At 75.3% G+C, this 18135-nt stretch carries 18 protein-coding genes; 13 read left to right on the forward strand and 5 right to left on the reverse strand.

Translation table 11 applies throughout. The features are described from left to right. Nucleotides 1-35: 35 nt before the first annotated feature. From OG435_RS11300 to OG435_RS11335, 8 genes are all read left to right on the forward strand, one after another. The gene (locus OG435_RS11300) at nt 36-557 is read left to right on the forward strand and encodes an NUDIX domain-containing protein (protein ID WP_266876688.1); all 522 of its coding nucleotides are present in this window, start codon (nt 36-38) and stop codon (nt 555-557) included. A 1172-nt stretch (nt 558-1729) separates the two neighbouring features. Beyond that, the gene (locus tag OG435_RS11305; protein ID WP_266876689.1) at nt 1730-2128 is read left to right on the forward strand and encodes a YidH family protein; all 399 of its coding nucleotides are present in this window, start codon (nt 1730-1732) and stop codon (nt 2126-2128) included. A gap of 7 nt (nt 2129-2135) precedes the next feature. Beyond that, nucleotides 2136-2480, forward strand: coding sequence for a DUF202 domain-containing protein (locus OG435_RS11310; RefSeq protein ID WP_266876690.1), 345 nt, complete (start codon nt 2136-2138; stop codon nt 2478-2480). Between the two features lie 775 nt (nt 2481-3255). Next, nucleotides 3256-3552, forward strand: a complete 297-nt coding sequence (locus tag OG435_RS11315; protein WP_266876691.1) for a hypothetical protein — start codon at nt 3256-3258, stop codon at nt 3550-3552. 83 nt (nt 3553-3635) lie between these two features. Further along, entirely contained in the window at nt 3636-4547 is a 912-nt protein-coding gene (locus OG435_RS11320) for an MBL fold metallo-hydrolase (protein WP_266876692.1), read from the forward strand. Nucleotides 4548-4686: 139 nt separating this feature from the next. Continuing rightward, nucleotides 4687-5760: a phosphotransferase family protein gene (locus tag OG435_RS11325; RefSeq protein ID WP_266876693.1), complete on the forward strand. Its 1074-nt coding sequence runs from the start codon at nt 4687-4689 to the stop codon at nt 5758-5760. Between the two features lie 10 nt (nt 5761-5770). After that, nucleotides 5771-6991 (forward strand): acyl-CoA dehydrogenase family protein, encoded by a 1221-nt coding sequence (locus OG435_RS11330; RefSeq protein ID WP_266876694.1) that lies wholly within the window; start codon nt 5771-5773, stop codon nt 6989-6991. Nucleotides 6992-7228: 237 nt separating this feature from the next. Beyond that, a complete protein-coding gene (locus tag OG435_RS11335) occupies nt 7229-7855 on the forward strand; it encodes an acetate uptake transporter (protein WP_266876695.1) in 627 nt (208 codons plus the stop codon). On the opposite strand, the gene OG435_RS11340 is transcribed toward OG435_RS11335, so the two are convergent. Then, nucleotides 7852-8250, reverse strand: coding sequence for a MerR family transcriptional regulator (locus OG435_RS11340; protein ID WP_266876696.1), 399 nt, complete (start codon nt 8248-8250; stop codon nt 7852-7854). The two genes, OG435_RS11335 and OG435_RS11340, sit on opposite strands and share 4 nt — an antisense overlap. 95 nt (nt 8251-8345) lie before the next feature. Here OG435_RS11340 and OG435_RS11345 point away from each other — a divergent pair, with 95 nt between their 5' ends. After that, nucleotides 8346-9524 carry an alkene reductase gene (locus OG435_RS11345; protein WP_266876697.1) on the forward strand — a complete coding sequence of 393 codons (1179 nt, stop codon included), beginning with the start codon at nt 8346-8348 and terminating at the stop codon, nt 9522-9524. Here OG435_RS11345 and OG435_RS11350 read toward each other — a convergent pair. The 3 genes from OG435_RS11350 to OG435_RS11360 form a co-directional block, all read right to left on the reverse strand. Beyond that, a complete protein-coding gene (locus tag OG435_RS11350) occupies nt 9463-10071 on the reverse strand; it encodes a TetR/AcrR family transcriptional regulator (protein WP_266876698.1) in 609 nt (202 codons plus the stop codon). The two genes, OG435_RS11345 and OG435_RS11350, sit on opposite strands and share 62 nt — an antisense overlap. A gap of 63 nt (nt 10072-10134) precedes the next feature. After that, nucleotides 10135-12024, reverse strand: coding sequence for an AMP-binding protein (locus OG435_RS11355; protein WP_430625608.1), 1890 nt, complete (start codon nt 12022-12024; stop codon nt 10135-10137). Beyond that, nucleotides 12021-12785, reverse strand: coding sequence for an SDR family oxidoreductase (locus OG435_RS11360; RefSeq protein ID WP_266876699.1), 765 nt, complete (start codon nt 12783-12785; stop codon nt 12021-12023). Before OG435_RS11360 ends, OG435_RS11355 begins: the two co-directional genes overlap by 4 nt. 123 nt (nt 12786-12908) lie before the next feature. On the opposite strand from OG435_RS11360, the gene OG435_RS11365 reads away from it, so the two are divergent. The 4 genes from OG435_RS11365 (at nt 12909) to OG435_RS11380 (ending at nt 17565) form a co-directional block, all read left to right on the forward strand. After that, nucleotides 12909-14291, forward strand: coding sequence for an exo-beta-N-acetylmuramidase NamZ family protein (locus OG435_RS11365; protein WP_266876700.1), 1383 nt, complete (start codon nt 12909-12911; stop codon nt 14289-14291). Between the two features lie 66 nt (nt 14292-14357). Beyond that, entirely contained in the window at nt 14358-15734 is a 1377-nt protein-coding gene (locus OG435_RS11370) for a serine-threonine protein kinase (RefSeq protein ID WP_266876701.1), read from the forward strand. Nucleotides 15735-15886: 152 nt separating this feature from the next. Continuing rightward, nucleotides 15887-16564 carry a hypothetical protein gene (locus OG435_RS11375; protein WP_266876702.1) on the forward strand — a complete coding sequence of 226 codons (678 nt, stop codon included), beginning with the start codon at nt 15887-15889 and terminating at the stop codon, nt 16562-16564. Between the two features lie 197 nt (nt 16565-16761). Beyond that, complete coding sequence (locus OG435_RS11380) at nt 16762-17565, forward strand: 3-keto-5-aminohexanoate cleavage protein (protein WP_323187816.1); 804 nt, start codon at nt 16762-16764, stop codon at nt 17563-17565. Here the strand turns inward: OG435_RS11380 and soxR are convergent. Then, nucleotides 17543-17989: a redox-sensitive transcriptional activator SoxR gene (gene soxR, locus OG435_RS11385; RefSeq protein ID WP_266876704.1), complete on the reverse strand. Its 447-nt coding sequence runs from the start codon at nt 17987-17989 to the stop codon at nt 17543-17545. The genes OG435_RS11380 and soxR overlap by 23 nt on opposite strands. Between the last annotated feature and the right edge of the window lie 146 nt (nt 17990-18135).

An 18135-nucleotide genomic window follows, 5' to 3' on the forward strand; every position in this document is an offset into this window, starting at 1 on the left:
CGGTAACCAGTCAACAGGAGCGGAGAGATCACGGCATGAGCGCGGCCGACGAGGTACTGGACGTGGTCGACCGGGAGGACCGGGTGACGGGGCGGGCCCCGCGGGGCGAGGTGTACGCGGCGGGGCTGGTCCACCGCTGCGTGTTCGTGCTGGCGCGGGACGGGGAGGGGCGGATCTTCACGCACCGGCGGACGGATTCGAAGCTGGTCTTCCCCTCGTCCTACGACATGTTCGTGGGCGGGGTGGTCGGCGCGGGCGAGAGCTACGCGGAGGCGGCGCTGCGGGAGGCGGAGGAGGAGCTGGGGGTGACCGGGCTGGAGCAGCCCGAGCCGCTGTTCAAGTTCCTGTACGAGGGCCCGGGCGGGGCCTGGTGGAGCTACGTGCACGAGGTCCGCTGCGCACTGCCGGTCCGGCCGCAGACCTCGGAGGTGGCCTGGCACGCGTGGCTCCCCGAGGAGGAGGTGACCCGACGGGTCACGGACGGCTCGTGGCCGTGGGTACCGGACGGCCTGGAGGCGTACCGCAGGCTGCGGGAGTTCCGAGCGGGGCGCCGGTAGGGCGGCGCGGGGGCGGGTTCACTCGGAGTGCGGGGTGGCGCCGAGGGCGGGTCGGGCATGCCCGGGGCGGGGTCGCGCGGGGCGCGGGGCTCCGGTAGGGGCGGCGCGGGAGCGGGTTCGCTCGGAGTACGGGGTGGCGCCGGGTCGCCTGGGGCGGGGGTCGCGCGGGGCGAGGAGTTCACGCAAGGCGCCGGTCGCCCTTCCGCCGGGTCGGCCCGGCCGGGCCGGGGCGCCCGTGCCGGTGGCGGGTGGCCCCGCGCCGGAGGCCGGTGGGCCCGCACAGGAAGCCGGGGGCGCCGTGCCGGTGACCGGTGGGCCCGCGCAGGGGGGCGGGTGGACAGTGCCGGAGGCCGGTGAGCCGCGCAGGGGCAGGTGGACGGTCCCGAAGGCCGGTGCGCGGTGCCGGAGGCCAGTGGGCCGCGCCGGAGGCGGGTTCGCGCAAGGCGCGGGGTTCGCGCAAGGCGCGGGGTTCGCGCAAGGCGCGGGGGCCGGGGGCGCCGTGTCGGGGGCGGGTGAGCCGTACCCGAGGCCGGCGGCCCGCACCGGAGGCGGGTTCACGCAAGGCGCGGGGCGGCTCTGCCGCCGGGGCCGGGTGAGCCGTGCCGGAGGCCGGCGGGCCCGCACCGGAGGCGGGTTCACGCAAGGCGCGGGGCGGCTCTGCCGCCGGGGCCGGGTGAGCCGTGCCGGAGGCCGGCGGGCCCGCACCGGAGGCGGGTTCACGCAAGGCGCGGGGCGGCTCTGCCGCCGGGGTCGGGTCGGCCCGGCCGGGGGGCGCGGTGCTGGGGGCGGGTGGGCCCGCCCCGGAGGCCAGCGGGCCGTGCCGCAGGCGCGTTCACGCAAGGCGCCGGTCGGCACCTGCCGCCGGGGCCGGGTACGCGCTACCGGGGGCACCGTGCCGGGGGCGGGTGAGCCGTGCCGGAGGCCGGTGGGCCCGCGCTGGACGGTGGTTCACGCAAGACGCGGGGCGGCCCTACACCCGGGGTCGGGTCGGCCCGGCCGGGGCGCCGTGCCGGGGGCGGGTGGGCTCCCGGGGGGGCGGCGGGGCCGTGCCGCAGGCGGGTTCACGCAAGGTGACGGTCGGCCCTGCCGTCGGGGCCGGGTGACGACCTGCCGAGGGCGCCGTGCCGGGGCCTCGGGCGGCCGGGTGGGTGGGGCGACAGTAGATTGGGCGGGTGATCGACTTCGTCAAGGACGTGCGGCTGTGGTTCGCGCCGGCTCGGGTGAGGGACGAGGGCGAGACCCCCGACTACCGCTTCTCGCTGGCCAACGAGCGGACCTTCCTGGCCTGGATCAGGACCGCCCTGGCCCTGATCGGCGGCGGGTTCGCCGTGGACCAGTTCCTGCCCGAGCTGCGGTGGGCGGTGCGCGTGGGGATGGCCATCGCGCTGCTCGCGGTGGGCGCGGCCTGCTCGCTGCGCGCGGTGAACCACTGGGTGCGGTGCGAGCGGGCCATGCGGCGCGGTGAGGACCTGCCGATGTCCCGGTTCCCGGTGGTGCTGAGTCTGGGGGTGGGGCTGGTCGCGGTGGCGATGGTGGTGGTCGTCCTGCTGGGCTGGACGAAGGGGCGGTGAGCGGACGGTGAGCGCCTCGGCCGACGCCGCCGACCGCGAGGGCCCCGGCGGGCGCGACGCGGGACTGCAGCCCGAGCGGACCCGGCTCGCGTGGCGGCGTACGACGCTGTCCTGCGCGGTGGTGGCCGTACTGGCGCTGCGCCAGGCCTTGAACGCGGCGGACGGCTCCCCTGTGGCGGTCGCCGGGGGCGGGGTGATCGCTCTGCTCTGGCTGGCCTTCATGTGGGTGGCCCACCGACGGGTACGGGAGCTGGCGGCCGCGCGGCCGCCCGGACTCACGACGGGTACGGCGCTGGCGGCTACGGCCTGCGCGGTGGGCCTCGCGGTGTTCGCGATGACGGTCATCGCCTGAGGGCGCGGTCCCGCCCCGCCGCGCGCGACACTGGGCCCTGCGGGCTCGGAGGCCCGAGTCCCGTCCGACCTCGGACGGCGGGTTCGGAGCCCCGATCCCCGCGGCCTCGGGCTGCGGGTTTGGAGGATCGCGTCCCACGCGGCCTCGGACGGCGGGCTCGCAGTCCCCGGTCCCGCGCCGCCTCGGACGGCGGGCCCGGAGGCCCGACTCCCGTCCAGCCTCGGACAGCGGACTCGGAGGATCGCGTCCCGCGCGGCCTCGGTCAGCGGGTTCGCAGGCCCCGGTCCTGCGCGGCCTCGGGCAGCGGGCGGCGGGCAGCGGGCTGGGAGCCCCGGTCCCGCGCGGCATAGGGCTACAGGTTTGACGGATCGGGTCCCGCGCGGCCTCAGACAGCGGGTTCGCAGGCCCCGGTCCCCCGCGGCCGTCCGGCCTCGGGCTCGGAGGCCCGACTCCCGTCCGGTCTCGGGCGGCGGGCGGCGGGCGGCGGGCTCGGAGGATCCGGCCCCCCGCGGCCTCGGGATTCGGGCACGGAGGCTCCGATCCCGCACGGCCCGGGCTGCGGGCTTGGCGGATCGGGCCCCGCGCGGCCTCGGCTACGGGCTCATAGGCCGACTCCCGTCCAGCCTCGGACAGCGGACTCGGAGGCCCAGGTCCGGTCCGGCCTCGGGGCTGTGGGCTCGGGTGGGAAGGGTGTTGGGGCGGTCTTTCGCGGCGGGCGCCACTAATGGGGGACAGATCGGCCGTTAAGGGGCCATCTCCACTATTGTCGGGCGTCATGACCACCATGCATCAGGAACACCCCACGCACGAGCACTCCCACGGGTCCGACTGCGGCCACACCCCGGTCCAGCACGGTGACCACGTCGACTACGCGCACGACGGCCACCTGCACCGCGAGCACGCCGGGCACTGGGACGAGTGCGAGCCCGCCGGGCACGCCGAGCACTCCGCCCACGCGCACGCGCACGGCGCGGACTGCGGTCACAAGTCCGTCCAGCACGGCGACCACGTCGACTACCTGCACGACGGGCACCGACACGCCGAGCACGATGGGCATTACGACGACCACTGACGGCGGCTGACGCCCCCTCCCCGCGCGGTCCGGTGACTGGCAGGATGCCGAACGCCCGTCACCGTGACTCGGGGAGAGTGCAGATGCCCGCCGAAGAGCCGTACCTCGTCCAGCCCGCGCCGGGGGTACACGCCTACGTGCAGCCGGACGGCGGCTGGTGCCTGAACAACGCCGGCTTCGTGACCGGCGGCGGCCGGACGCTGCTCGTCGACACGGCGGCCACCGAGCGGCGGGCGCTGGCCCTGCGCGCGGCGGTGCTGGCCGCCGGGGCGCCGCTCCCCCGCACGGTGGTCAACACTCACCACCACGGCGACCACACCTACGGCAACGGCGTGTTCGCCCCGGAGGCGCTGGTCCTGGCGCACGAGAACGCGCGCTCCGAGCAGCTCGCCGCGGGGCGCCAGCTGGAACTGATCTGGCCGGCGAACGACTTCGGCGCGCTGGACATCACCGCGCCCGATCTGACGTACCGCGACCGGATGACGCTGCACGTCGGGGAGACCGAGGTGCGGGTCCTCCATCCCGGCGTCGCGCACACCACCGGCGACTCCATCGTGTGGCTGCCCGGGCAGCGGGTCGTCTTCACCGGCGACCTGGTCTTCGCGGAGGGCACGCTGTTCCTGGCGATGGGCTCGCTGGCCGGTTCGCTGCGGGCGCTGGAGCTGCTGCGCTCGCTGGGCGCGGAGACGGTCGTACCGGGCCACGGCCCACTGACGGATCCCGGGGCGTACGAGGCCACCGAGCGCTATCTGCGGTACGTGGCCGAGCTGGCCCGGGAGGGCCGCGCGAAGGGGCTGACCCCGCTGGAGGCGGCCCGGCGGGCCGATCTCGGCGAGTTCGGCGCCTGGCGGGAGAGCGAGCGGCTGGTGGCCAACCTGCACCGGGCGTACGCGGAACTGGCCGGGGAGCCCGAGGGGGTGCCGCTGGACATCCTGGCGGTGCTGCGGGACATGACCGTCATGAACGGCGGGACGCCCATCCTCTGCCACGCCTGACCGGGCGGCGGGCGCGGCGGGCCGGATCCGCGCACTTCGCGCACTCCGGCCCCTCCACCCACTGGACGGCATACCGACTGGTCGGCATGATGGTGGGCGTCCGTTCCGTCGTCGTCAACTCCGCACGGAGGCGCGCACCATGACCTCAGCTCCCTCCCCAGCCCCCTCCGAAGGCCCCTCCGGCCCGCCGGGGCTCGATCTGGAGCGGCTGCGCGGTCATCTCGACCGGGCACTGCCGGGCCTGACGGCCGGGCCGCTGACCGGCCGGCTGATCGAGGGTGGCCGCTCGAACCTCACGTACGAGGTGGGCGACGGGAGCTCCCGCTGGGTGGTGCGCCGGCCGCCGCTGGGGCACGTACTGGCCACCGCGCACGACATGCGGCGCGAGCACCGCGTCATCGCCGCGCTGCACGGCACCGCGGTGCCGGTCCCCGAGCCGCTGCTGCTGTGCGAGGACGAGGCCGTGCTGGGGACGCCGTTCTACGTGATGGAGTACGTGGACGGGGTGCCGTACCGGACTGCCGGGCAGCTCGCCGCGATCGGCCCCGAGCGGACCCGGCGGGCGGTGCTGGGCCTGGTGGACACCCTGGTCGACCTGCACGCGGTGGACCCGGAGGCGGTGGGCCTGGGCGACTTCGGGCGGCCCGAGGGGTTCCTGGACCGGCAGCTGCGCCGCTGGGGCAAGCAGCTCGCGGCCTCCCGGGGGCGGGAGCTCGCCGGGATCGACGAGCTGCACGGCGCCCTGGGGCGCGCCCTGCCCGACTCCCCCGCGCCCACGGTGGTGCACGGGGACTTCCGGCTGGACAACGTGCTGATCGGCGCGACCCCGTCCGGCACCGACGAGATCCGGGCGGTGCTGGACTGGGAGATGTCCACACTGGGCGATCCGCTGACGGACCTCGGGCTGCTGGTGATGTACAGCTCCGACCTGGGGCTGACCGACTCCCCGGTCAGCACGACCAGCGGGGCCCCCGGCCATCCGGCGCCCGCCGAGCTGATCGAGCGGTACGCGGCCCGCTCGGGCCGGGACGTCTCGCAGGCCGCCTGGTACACGGCCTTCGCCTGGTTCAAGCTCGCGGTGATCCTCGAGGGCATCCACTACCGCTTCACGCTCGGGCAGACCGTCGGCGCGGGCTTCGACCGGATCGGCGAGCTGGTCCCGGTCTTCATCGAGCACGGTCTGACCACACTCCGGCAACCGCACGAAGGCTGAGGAACCCCCGATGGACTTCGCATTCGACGCCCGTACCGAGGAACTCCGCGGACGGCTCCTCGCGTTCATGGACGAGTACGTCCACCCGGCGGAAGCCGTCGCCGCCGAGCAGCGCGCGCGGCTGGCCTCGCCCTGGGACACCCCGGCCGTGTTCGGTGAGCTGAAGGCCGAGGCGCGCCGCCAGGGGCTCTGGAACCTCTTCTTGCCGGACCGCGAGTACGGCGCCGGGCTGACCAACCTCCAGTACGCCCCGCTCGCCGAGATCACCGGCCGCAGCCCGCACCTGGCGCCGACGGCGACGAACTGCGCCGCTCCGGACACCGGGAACATGGAGCTGCTCGCGCAGTTCGGGAACGAGGAGCAGAAGAAGCAGTGGCTGGAGCCGCTGCTGGCCGGGGAGATCCGGTCCGCGTTCGCGATGACCGAGCCGGAGGTGGCCTCCTCGGACGCCACGAACATCGAGACCCGCATCGAGCGTTCCGCGAGCGGCGACGAGTACGTGATCACGGGCCGCAAGTGGTTCATCTCCGGAGCCATGAACCCGGACTGCAAGATCTTCATCATCATGGGCAAGACCGACCCCGGGGGCGCCGACCCGCGCCGCCAGCAGTCCATGGTCCTGGTCCCCCGGGACACCCCGGGGGTCGAGATCCGGCGCGCGATGACGGTGTACGGGTACGAGGACCACGACCACGGCGGTCATGCCGAGGTGGTCTTCGACGGGGCCCGGGTGCCGGCGGGGAACCTGATCGGCGAGGAGGGCGGCGGCTTCGCCATCGCCCAGGCCCGCCTCGGGCCGGGGCGGATCCACCACTGCATGCGGCTCATCGGGATGGCGGAGCTGGCCATCGAGCTGATGTGCCGGCGTGCGGTGGGCCGTACCGCCTTCGGCAAGGAGCTGGCCGCGCAGGGCGTCGTACAGAACTGGATCGCGGACGCCCGGGTCACTGTGGAGCAGCTGCGGCTGCTGGTGCTGAAGACGGCCTGGCTGATGGACACGGCCGGCAACCGGGGTGCGCACACCGAGATCCAGGCCATCAAGATCGCGACCCCGCGGGCGGTGGTGCGGATCCTGGACGACGCGGTGCAGCTGCACGGCGCCGGCGGGGTGAGCCAGGACTTCCCGCTGGCCGAGCTGTGGGCGGCGGCGCGGACGCTGCGGCTGGCGGACGGGCCGGACGAGGTGCACCAGCGCTCGCTGGCGCACCGAGAGCTCAAGCGCTACCGCTGACATGGTGGGCGGGGGGTGCGGGACCCCGCCGCCGGCCCATCGGGCCGCGCGCGGGGCCCGCGGCGGCCCGGTCGGGTGGCCGGCGGGCCTGCGGCCGGGTCGCTTCGCGCTGACAAAGGGGGTCCCGTCGGCCGGGCCCCCGAGGGCCCTTCGGCCCGTACAGAACGGCCCGAAGTGGTCCAGACCAGCCCGAGATGTCCGATATCTTGGAGTGTCCCCCACTGAAAGTGTCCCGTCATGCCCAGCACCACCCTGGCCGCCCCCGCCACCGCACAGCAGGCCACGGCCACCCCCGCCGCCGCGCCGCAGGCCATGGCCAACCCCGGGCCGCTCGGCCTGGCTGCCTTCGCCCTCACCACCTTCGTGCTCAGCCTCTTCAACTCGGGGCTGATCTCGAACATGGCGCTCAGCGCCGTCGTGCTGCCGCTGGCTCTGTTCTACGGCGGCCTCGCGCAGTTCGTCGCGGGCATCCTGGAGTTCCGCCGGGGCAACACCTTCGGGACCACGGCGTTCGTCTCGTACGGCGCGTTCTGGATGTCCTTCGCCGGCTACGTGAAGTTCGTCGTCCCCACGCTGCCGGCCGACCAGGCGCACGTGGCGACCGGCTGGTTCCTCGTGGCCTGGTTCATCTTCACCGCGTACATGTCGATCGCCGCCATGAAGCTGGACGTCGCGCACCGCGTGCTGTTCGCCTCGCTGGCGCTGACCTTCCTGTTCCTCGCCCTCGGCGACCTGGCGCAGAGCACGGCGCTGACCCACACCGGCGGCTTCCTCGGCCTCTTCACCGCGGGCGTCGCCTGGTACATCTCCTTCGCGGTGGTCGCCAAGGAGACCTGGGGCCGCGAGGTCGCACCGCTCGGCTAGGAACTCTCCACGGCCATGGGCCCGCCGGCGGTCGCGGTACGGCCCGCCGCGGCCTCGATGACCTCATCCAGCACTTCACGGGACCGGAGCAGATCGGCGATCAGCCGGTCGATCCGGTCCCGTTCCGTTTGCAGCTCGGCGACGAGCGCGGGCGTGGCCCGTACGTTCGGCCCGCCGTCCGCGTCGCGCATGCAGGGCAGGATCTGCCCGATCTTCGCGCTGTGCAGTCCGGCCGCGTAGAGCTCCTGGATCCGGATGACCCGGTCCACCGCCCGCTCCGTGTACGCGCGGTGGCCGCCGGGCGTCCGGTCGGAGACCAGCAGTCCCTGGGTCTCGTAGTACCGCAGCGAACGCTCGCTGACCCCGGTGCGCGCCGCCAACTCCCCGATCCGCATGTGCACTCCGTCCCGTGTCCGCGCCCCGTGTCCGCGCCCCGCGCCCCGCGCCCCGACTTGAATCTGACATCGACGTCAGGTTTTACGGTACCGGCATGACGCAGACACAGCAGGTCCCCACCGCATCCCGGCTCTTCGAATCCGCCCGCCTCGGCGGCCTGGAGCTCCCCAGCCGCCTGGTCATGGCGCCGCTGACCCGCCATCGGGCCGGGGCCGACGGAGTCCCCGGGGCCCTCATGGCCACCTACTACGCCCAGCGCGCCTCGGCCGGTCTGATCATCGCCGAGGGCACCACGCCCAGCGCCGTGGGGCAGGCCTACCCGAACATCCCCGGCATCCACTCCGCGGAGCAGATCGCCGGCTGGCGCCGGGTGACCGACGCGGTGCGGGCGGGAGCCCCCGGACCGGGCGGCGGCGCGGCGATGTTCCTCCAGCTCGAACACGGCGGCCGGATCGGCCACCCCGACACGAGCGGTCACGTACCGCTCGCGCCCTCCGCCGTAACGCTTCCCGAGCCGCTGCACACGCCCGGCGGGCTGCGGAACGCCGCCACTCCGCGCGCCATGACGGCCGGGGACATCCGCGCCACCGTCGCCGACTTCGCGACCGCGGCCCGCAATGCCGTGCAGGCCGGGTTCGCGGGGGTGGAGGTGCACGCCGCCAACGGCTTCCTGCCCCACCAGTTCCTGGCGCGGGGCACCAACCTGCGGACCGACGAGTGGGGCGGACCGGTGGAGAACCGGATCCGGTTCACCGTGGAGGTGGTCCGGGCCGTCGCCGGGGCCGTGGGCCGGGAGCGGGTCGGCGTACGGATCTCGCCCGGAGTGGGCGTCAACGGCATCGAGGAGGGCGACACCGGGGAGATCTACCCGGCGCTGCTGGCGGCCCTGGCGGAGATCGACCCGGTCTATCTCCACATCCTCTACGCCGACCAGGAGCGCTCCCGCTTCCAGGAGCACCGCAAGGCCTGGCCGGGCACGCTGATGGCCAACCAGCTGCTCTCCCGGGAGCAGTTCGAGGCCGACGGCGGCAAGGCCGTCGCCGAACGCCTCCTGGCCGAGGGCGCCGACCTGGTCTCGCTGGGCCGGGGCTTCCTCGCCAACCCCGACTTCGTGGAGCGGCTGCGCACCGGCGCCCCGCTCAACGGGCTCCGGCCGGAGCTCATGATGCACGTGTCCGGGCCGGAGGGGTACACCGACTACCCCGTGCTCGCTAGGGGCGCAGCGCCCGCATCAGCAGGTCCGCGAGGTGGTCGGCTACCTGCTGCGGCGTGAGCGGGCCGTCCTCGCGGTACCAGGTCGACAGGTGGTGGACGGAGCCGAAGTGGTAGTCCACCACCAGGTCGGCCGGGGTGGCGTCGGAGAAGACCCCGGCGGCCTGCCCCTCCTCGACCAGGGCGCGGAAGCGCTCGTGGTAGCGGCGGCGCTCGGAGCGGACCTGCTTGAACTTCTCCGGGCTCAGCTGGTGCATGGAGCGGAAGAAGATCGCCGCGTCGTCCAGGTTCTCGATCGTGGTGACCACCACGTCGGCGGCGGCGGCGCGCAGCCGCTCCTCCACCGGGGCGTCGGAACCGGCCACCGCGTCGAGCCGCTGCTGCTGGAGCCGCAGCATGCGCGCGTACACCTCGTGGAGCAGGTCGTCCTTGGACCCGAAGTAGTGGTAGAGCGCGCCCTTGGTGACCCCGGCCGCCTCGACGATCTCCTGGACCGAGGTGCGGTCGTAGCCGCGTTCGGCGAACAGCCTGGTCGCGACGGCGAGCAGCCGGCGCGGTACCGGGGCCTCGTGCGCCCCGACGGTCTCCGTCGTGGTCTTGGCGGCCATGGCTGTCGCCTCCCTTTCGTGGTCCTCGCGTGTGCGGGCGGTACGGACGCGGTCCGGCTGTTTTCAGCCGTGGTCGCGTTCCCGTAGTTCCCGTCGCAGGATCTTGCCACTGGTCGTCTTCGGAAGGACAGGCAGGATCTCCACCCGGCGCGGGTATTTGTACGCGGCGAGGCGCTCGGCGCAGTACGCGGACAGCTCCGCCGGGTCGGTTTCGGCCCCGGGGCGCAGGCTGACGTAAGCCTTCACGCTCTCCCCGCGGTAGGGGTCCGGGATGCCGACGACGGCCGCCTCGCGCACGGCGGGGTGGGTGTAGAGCACGTCCTCCACCTCGCGCGGCCAGACCTTGAAACCGGAGGCGTTGATCATGTCCTTCTTGCGGTCGACCACGTAGAGCCAGCCCTCGGGATCCATGAACCCGACGTCTCCGGTGCGCAGTTCGCCGTCCGGGAAGGCCTTGGCGGTGTCGGCGGGCAGGCCCCAGTAGCCGGGGACGACCTGGGGGCCGCGGACGGCGATCTCGCCGGTCTCCCCGAAGGGGACCTCGGCGCCGCTCTCGTCGAGGATCCGTACGAGGGTGTCGGCGCCGGGCACGCCCACGGAGAGGGTGCCCGAGGCGGGGTCCACGGGGGCTTCGAGGTGGACGGGCACGGAGGCGCAGGGGGCGGTGCACTCGGTGAGGCCGTAGCCGTTGCGCAGGTAGAAGCCGTAGGCGGCGCGCAGGCGTTCGACCAGGGCGGGCGGCAGCGGGGCGCCGCCGGAGGAGACCACCCGGAACGAGGCGAAGTGGTCCGGGGTGGCCCCGGGGTGGGCGGCGAGCGCCATGAAGGCGGTGGCCGGGCCCACGGTGTAGGCGGGGCGGTGCTCGAGGAAGGCGTCGAGGACGGCGCCGGCCTCGAAGCGGTGGGCGAGGATCAGTGTGCCGGCGTTGGTGAAGCAGGCGGCGAGTTCGCACACCATGCCGGTGATGTGGAAGAGCGGGGCGAGCGCGAAATAGCCGGACCCCTCGGGGAGGGGGTGCCCGGTCACCTGGCGGACGGCGTTGTGGGTGAGCGCGCCGTGCGGGTTCATGGCGCCCTTGGGGGTGCCGCTGGTGCCGGAGGTGTAGCTGATGAGGGCGGTGTCGGTGGCCGTGAGCTGGGGGTCGGGCGGCGCGGGGTGGCCCTGGCGGGCCACGGTGAGGAGGTCGGCGGGGGCTGCCCCGTTGGGGCCCGGCGCCTCGTCGGCGGGGGCTGCCCCGTCGGGACCGGGTGCCTCGTCGGAGGGGGCTGCCCCGTCGGGCCCCGGTGCCTCGTCGGCGGTTCCGGCCTCGTCGGTGGGGGGCTCCGTGCGGCGGAAGCCGGTGGGGGCGCTGTCGGGCGCGGGGAAGACCCGGGGGTCGTTGCGGGTCTGGAAGTCCGTGTCGTGCGCCGTCAGGGCGACCCGTACGCCCGTCCCCCGTACCGTCTCGCCCAGGTACGCCTCCCAGGCGCGGGCCTCGCAGACCAGGGCGGTGGCCCCGGAGTCGCGCAGGACGTGGCCGACCTCGCCGGACTTGTACATGGGGTTGAGCGGGACCACGACCGCCCCGGCCTTCCAGGCGGCCAGGACGGCGAGCACGAAGTGTGGGGTGTTCTGGAGCATGACGGCGACCCGGTCCCCGCGGCGGATGCCGCGGGCGGCGAGGTGTCCGGCGAGGGAGCCGGAGAGTGCGTCGGCCTCGGCGTAGGTGAGGCGGCCGTCGAAGTAGGCGAGCGCGGTGTGGCCGGGGGCGCGGGCGACGGCGGCGCTGAAGGCGTGCAGCACGCTGGGCGGGGGCGCGATCGGGGCCCGCTGGACCGGGCTGAGCAGACCGAGCCAGGGCTTGGCGGCGTAGCGGGAGGGCGGGGCGGGGACCGCCGGGGCCGAGGCGGAGGCCGCCGGGGCCGGGGCGGATGGGGCCGGCGGCGGGGCGGGGAGCGGGGTGTCTGCGGTCACCGGGTCTCCCACTTGCGCTGGAGGTGGTTCATGCCGCTCAGCCAGCGGTCCGGGTCGGTGGCCCGGGCCGCGGAGAAGTCCGCGACCTCGGGGTGCGGGAGGATCAAGAACCGGCCCTTCTCCATGCCGTCGAACAGTGCGTCCGCGACCGCTTCCGGCTCGATCGCGGTGGGCGCGAGGACCAGCTCGCCCGCCGATCCGGCCGCGGTGAGCATGTCGGTCCGGACCCCCTGCGGGCAGATGGCGTGGACCTGGAGTCCGCGGTGGCGGTAGGTCAGCGAGAGCCATTCCGCGAAGGCGAGCGCGCCGTGCTTGGTGACACTGTACGGGGCAGCTCCGATCATGGTCAGCAGACCGGCGGCCGAGACGGTGGACACGAACCGGCCGCTGCCGCGCTCCAGCCAGTCGGGCAGCAGCAGCCGGGCGGCGCGGACGTGGGCCATGACGTTGACGTCCCAGGCCGCCTCCCAGACGGCCTCGTCGGCGAAGGCGTCGCCGCCGGAGGCGAGGCCCGCGTTGGCGCAGTAGACGTCGACGCTGCCGCCGAGCGCCTCGCGGGCCTGCGCGACCACGGCCGAGGCGTCGCCGGGCACCGCGACGGCGCGGGCGCCGATCGCCTCGGCGACCGAGGCGGCCTTGGCGGGGTCGAGGTCGTTGACCGCCACGGTCGCCCCCTCGGCGGCGAAGCGGTGGGCGAGGGCGGCGCCGATGCCGCCGCCCGCGCCGGTGACGACGACTCGCTGGTCCTGGAACGCGTTCACGGGTCCGCCCTTCGTGGGGTGGTGCCTTGGCGTCCGCACGGTGTGCCGCCGCCTGCCGGGTTACGGGCAGACTAACCAGTCGGTATGTCCCGGTGGAAGGGTGCGGAGCCCTACTTTGGCGCGATGAAGCTGTCGCGACGCGGGTTGCTGGGTCTGGCCGGGGCGGCGGGGGCCGCGGGCACCCTGGGGGCGGTTGCCCCCAGGGCTGGGGCGGCGGGGGCGGGGGCGGTGACCCCGGGCGCCCCCGGCGCAGGAGCCCCGAGCGCGGGTTCCCCGGGCGCAGCGGCCCCGGCAGCAGGGGCCCGCGGGCCCGAGGCCCGGGGTGCGGCAGCCGGGGGCGGCGCCGGCGGCCGGGTGCGGACCGGGATCGAGGGGCTGGCCGCGGACGGGTACGCCGCGCTGGCCGGGCAGCGGGTCGGGGTGGTCACCAACCCGACGGGGATCACCGCGGACGCCCGCCACCTGGTCGACGTCCTGCACGCGGACCGACGCGTGGACCTGGTCGCGGTGTTCGGCCCCGAGCACGGCTTCCGGGGCACGGCCCAGGCGGGCGGCTCGGAGGGGGCCGGGCGGGATCCGGCGACCGGGCTGCCCGTGTACGACACGTACGGCAAGAGCGGGCAGGGCCTCGCGGACGTCTTCACGGCGGCCGGGGTCGACACCGTCGTCTTCGACATCCAGGACGTCGGCGCCCGCTTCTACACCTACATCTGGACCCTCTACGACTGCATGCGCGCGGCCGCCCTCGCCGGGAAGGCGGTGGTGGTGCTGGACCGCCCCAACCCGGTCGGCGCCCTGCGGGCGGCCGGGCCCGTCCTGCAGCGCCCGTACGCGAGCTTCGTGGGCCGGGAGCCGATCGCGCTGGCGCACGGAATGACGGCGGGCGAGCTGGCGGGGCTCTTCGCGGGCGAGTTCCTCCGGGGAGCCGGCGTCGCCCCGCGGCTGGAGGTGGTGCGGATGGCCGGGTGGCGGCGGGAGTCCTTCTTCGAGGGGACCGGGCTGCCCTGGGTGCCGCCGAGCCCCAACATGCCGACGCCGGGCACGGCCCTCGCGTACGCCGGGACCTGTCTGTTCGAGGGGACGAACCTGTCGGAGGGGCGCGGTACCACCACCCCCTTCGAGCTGGTCGGCGCGGAGGGCGTGGACCGGCGGTGGGCGGAGGCGGCGAACGCGCTGGAGCTGCCCGGGGTGTGGTTCCGGGAGGCCTATTTCACGCCTTCCTTCTCCAAGCACGCCGGGAAGACCTGCGGCGGGGTCCGGCTGCTCGTCCACGACCGGGAGGCCTTCGATCCGGTACGCGCCGGAATCGGGCTGCTGGTCACGGCGCGGCGGGTGTGGAGCGGCTTCGCGTGGCGTTCCGACCAGTGGATCGACCGGCTGACGGGCTCGGACCGGGTCCGGCTGATGGTCGACGCGGGGGCGGGCGTGGAGGAGATCGCGGCCGACTGGGCGGCCGGGCTGGCGGGGTTCGCGGCGGTACGGGAGGAGTACCTGCTGTATCCGTGAACCGGTGGGTGCGCAGGGGCTGGCCCGGCGGCCCGTTCCGCAGGATGCTGCGGGCAGGGACACGGCGTGGAGGGGGACGTCATGGTGCACATCGGCGGGGTGGTGCCCGCGGGGGCGAGTCAGACGGCGGCGGTGATCGGGGCCCGGCCGTACGTGGAGCTGACCTTCGACGCGCAGGGCGACGCGGGCCCGGGCGCCCGGGAGGCGGTCTTCGGGATCGAGGCCACGGACCTGCTGGTCTTCGCCCACGGATGGAACTCCGACCGGTCGACCGCGATCCGGCTCTTCGACCGGTTCTACGCCCCTTTCGCGGATCTGGTGGGGACCGGGGTGCGGCTGGGGTACGTGGGGGTCGTGTGGCCCTCGATCCGGTTCGCGGACGAGCCGATACCCGACTTCGACCCCGCCCTCGGTGCCGTGGGAGGGGCGGGGGAACCGGGCCACGGCACGGCCCTGGACCCGGTCACCCGGCGGGCCCTCGGGGCGTTCTGGCCGGGGCGGGCGGCGGAGCTGGACCGGATCGCCGAGCTGCTGGAGGAGCGGCCCGAGCACGAGGGCGGCTTCACCGAGTTCGGCGCGCTCGTACGGGAGCTGGCCGGCGTGGACGGGGTGGGCACGGGCGACGACCTGGCGGCGGCCTTCGCCCCGCGCGAGGTGCCGGACTTCCTCGGCGGGGACGTCCTGCGGGTGTGCCGGGAGTTCACCGACGCCCTGGCCGAGGCGGGCGCCACGTTCCCCGGGGGCCCGCGGGACTTCCCCGGCTTCTCGGCCGGCGGCGGGCTGCGGACACTGTGGAACGGCGCCAAGGAGATGCTGCGCCAGGCCACGTACTACCAGATGAAGGCCCGGGCCGGGGTGGTCGGCGAGCACGGCCTCGGGCCGCTGCTCGCGGAGCTGGCCGGCCGCCGCCCGGCCCTGCGGGTCCACCTCATCGGCCACAGCTTCGGCGGCCGGGTGGTCTCCTTCGCGCTGCGCGGGCTGCCGTCCGGGGCAAGGAACGTGAAGTCCCTGACCGTCCTCCAAGGGGCCTTCTCCCACTACGCGTTCGCCGACAGCCTGCCGCACGACCGGGGGCGCGGGGGCGCCCTGCGCGGACTGCAGGCCAGGATCGACGGGCCGCTCACGGCCTGCCACTCCCCCTACGACTCCTCCCTCAAGGTGTTCTATCCGCTGGCCTCCCGGATGGCCGGCGATTCGGCCGGTCTCCTCGGTTTCGACGAACGGTGGGGCGCGATCGGGCACGACGGGGTGCAGGGGGTACCGGGAACCCCCCGGCTGACCCTGGACGCGGCGCTGGGGGGCGGCCTGCCCGCGGCGGGCTGCGTGAGTGTGGACGCGGGTTCCGTGGTCCGGCGCGGAGGCGCCCCTTCGGGGGCGCACAGCGACATCTGCCACGAGGAGTTGGCCCGGCTGGTGGTGGTCGCGGGGCGCATGGGGCGCTGAGTTCTGGCCATGTGCCACCCGTACGCCTCGACCGCCCCCGCATGCGCCCGCACCAGGCCGGGCATGTTGGGCACACGGCGCCGGTCCTGTGGGGAACACAGCGCGTCGGGCACGGCGCCCGGTGCTGGGCGCTCGGCGGAGGTGAAGGTGTGATGGCGGGATTCCGGAGTCTGGCCCATCAGGTGCGCGACGCGCGCAACGACAGGGCCCTGCGGCGTCATTCGCTGCGCCGCTGCCTGGAGCGGTTCGCCCCGTACGGGCACCGCGCGACGTGGTGGCACCTGTGCGACCGGCACGGGATCGGCCCCGAGGACCGGGCCGCGGACCCGTCGCGGCTGGTGGCCGCGCTGGAGGAGCTGGAGGAGGCGCGGGCGGTCTGGCTTGCGTACGAACGGCAGTTCGCGGAGCGCCGGAGGCGCGAGAAGCACGACGGGCAGCGCCGGCCCGAGTGGGCCTGGAGCGGCAGCGGGGACGCGGTGGTGCGGTGCGCCGATCCGGACGTGCGGCCGCAGGGGGCGCTCGGCGAGGTGCTGAGACGGCTGGTGGAGGCGCTGGAATCGGAGCCGGGCACGGGGTGTCCGGTGTGCGGGGCGCGGGAGTTGCACTGGCCGGTGCGGGTACCTCCGGCGGTGGCGGCGAAGGCCGCGGCCCGGGCGTCGGGCCCCGGCACGGCCGGCGGGCCCGGCAGACCCGGCGGGTCGTCCGGCGCGCCGTCCCATGCCGGATGGGCGTGGGACGGGCCGGTGTGCGCGGGCTGCGGAATCGTGGTGCCTAGACCGGCGCTCGCGCGAACAGCGCTGCAGGGGGCCGACCTGGCGGGGGCGGCGTGAGCGGGGCAGGGGCCGGGAGCGGATCGGGAGCCGGGGCGGGGGCCGGAGCCCGGGCAGAGGCGGGGAGTGGAGTGGGAGCCGGGGCCGGAGCCCGGGCAGAGGCACGAAACGGAGCGGTAGCAGGGGCCGGAGCCCAGGCAGGGGCCGGAGCCCGGGCCGGAGCCCGGGCAGGGGCCGGAGCGGGGCCGACTCTCGTGGTGGCGTTGAACGGGGCCCGGGGGGCCGCCGACGGGGCGGCCGTACCCATGAGTCCCGAGGACCTGGTGGAGGCCGCGGTGGCGGCGGTGGCCGCCGGGGCCCGGGAGGTGCTGGTCCACGCGCGCACCCCGTGCGGCCGCGAGAGCCTCTCGCCCCGGGTGGTCGGGCCGCTGCTGGAGGCCCTGCGCGAGGCGGGTCTCGGGTGCGGGGCCCCGGTCCCGGGCGGTCGCGGGCCCGGCGGCGGGGTGGCGGGCTCCGCGGCGGCCTCCGCTGCGGTGGGCACGGCCGTGGCCGTGCCCGTGAGCGTGGCCGTGAGTGTGGGGTCCGAGCCGGATCACGCCGGGCGGCTGGCGCGGGTGCGGAGCTGGACGGTGCTGCCCGACCGGGCGGTGGTGCGGTTCGCGGAGCCGGGTGCCCGGGAGCTCGCCGAGGCGCTGCTGGAGCGCGGGGTCGCGGTGGACGCGGAGGTCCCGGTGGGCGGGGATCCCGGCCCGCCCGCGCGGTTCCTCGCCTGGCCGGTACAAGATCCCGCGCGGGTCCGGCTCCTCGTCGAGCTGGGCTCCGCCGACCCGGGGCCGGTCGCCGAGCTCCTGCGCCGGCTGCCCCCGGTGCCGGTGCTGCTGTTCGGGCGGGAGGCGGCGGCCTGGCCGGCGCTGCGGCTGGCCGCGCGGTACGGCACCGGGGCGCGGACCGGCGTAGGAGACGTGCTGCACCTGCCGGACGGGCGGGCGGCGCGGTCGAACGCCGAACTGGTCGCGGCGGCGGCCCGCGCCCGGGAGGTCACAACAGCCGGGAGCCGGTGAGGCGTTCGCCGAAGATGTCGTCGGGGTTGGAGAGCGCGCAGTTCTCCAGGGACAGGCAGCCGCAGCCGATGCAGTCGGTCAAATGGTCGCGCAGGCGACCGAGTTGGGCTATGCGCTGATCGAGCTCCGTGCGCCAGCTCTCGGAAAGCCGGGCCCAGTCCTCGCGGTTGGGGGTACGGCCTTCGGGGAGCTGGGCGAGTGCGTCGCGGATGCTCGCGAGCGGGATGCCGACGCGCTGGGCGGCCCGCACGAACGCCACGCGGCGCAGCGCGTCGCGGGTGTAGCGGCGCTGGTTGCCGGAGGTGCGGCGGCTGCTGATCAGGCCCTTGGCCTCGTAGAAGTGCAGGGCGGAGACGGCCGCGCCGCTGCGGGCGGACAGCTGGCCGACGGTGAGTTCATGGACCTTCTCGGGAATCTGCGGCACACCGCCGAGGGTAATCGGCCGGGCCGGGATCCGGAGTCGGGCACGTCGCCGGCAGTTGTCGACGGCCGGCGACGGTCATCGACGGCCGTTGACGGTCGTTGACAGATCCATGACGGCCCCAGCATGCTGAGCAAGCGCTTATTCGC

It is taken from the genome of Streptomyces sp. NBC_01264 (assembly GCF_026340675.1).
GTDB lineage: Bacteria > Actinomycetota > Actinomycetes > Streptomycetales > Streptomycetaceae > Streptomyces.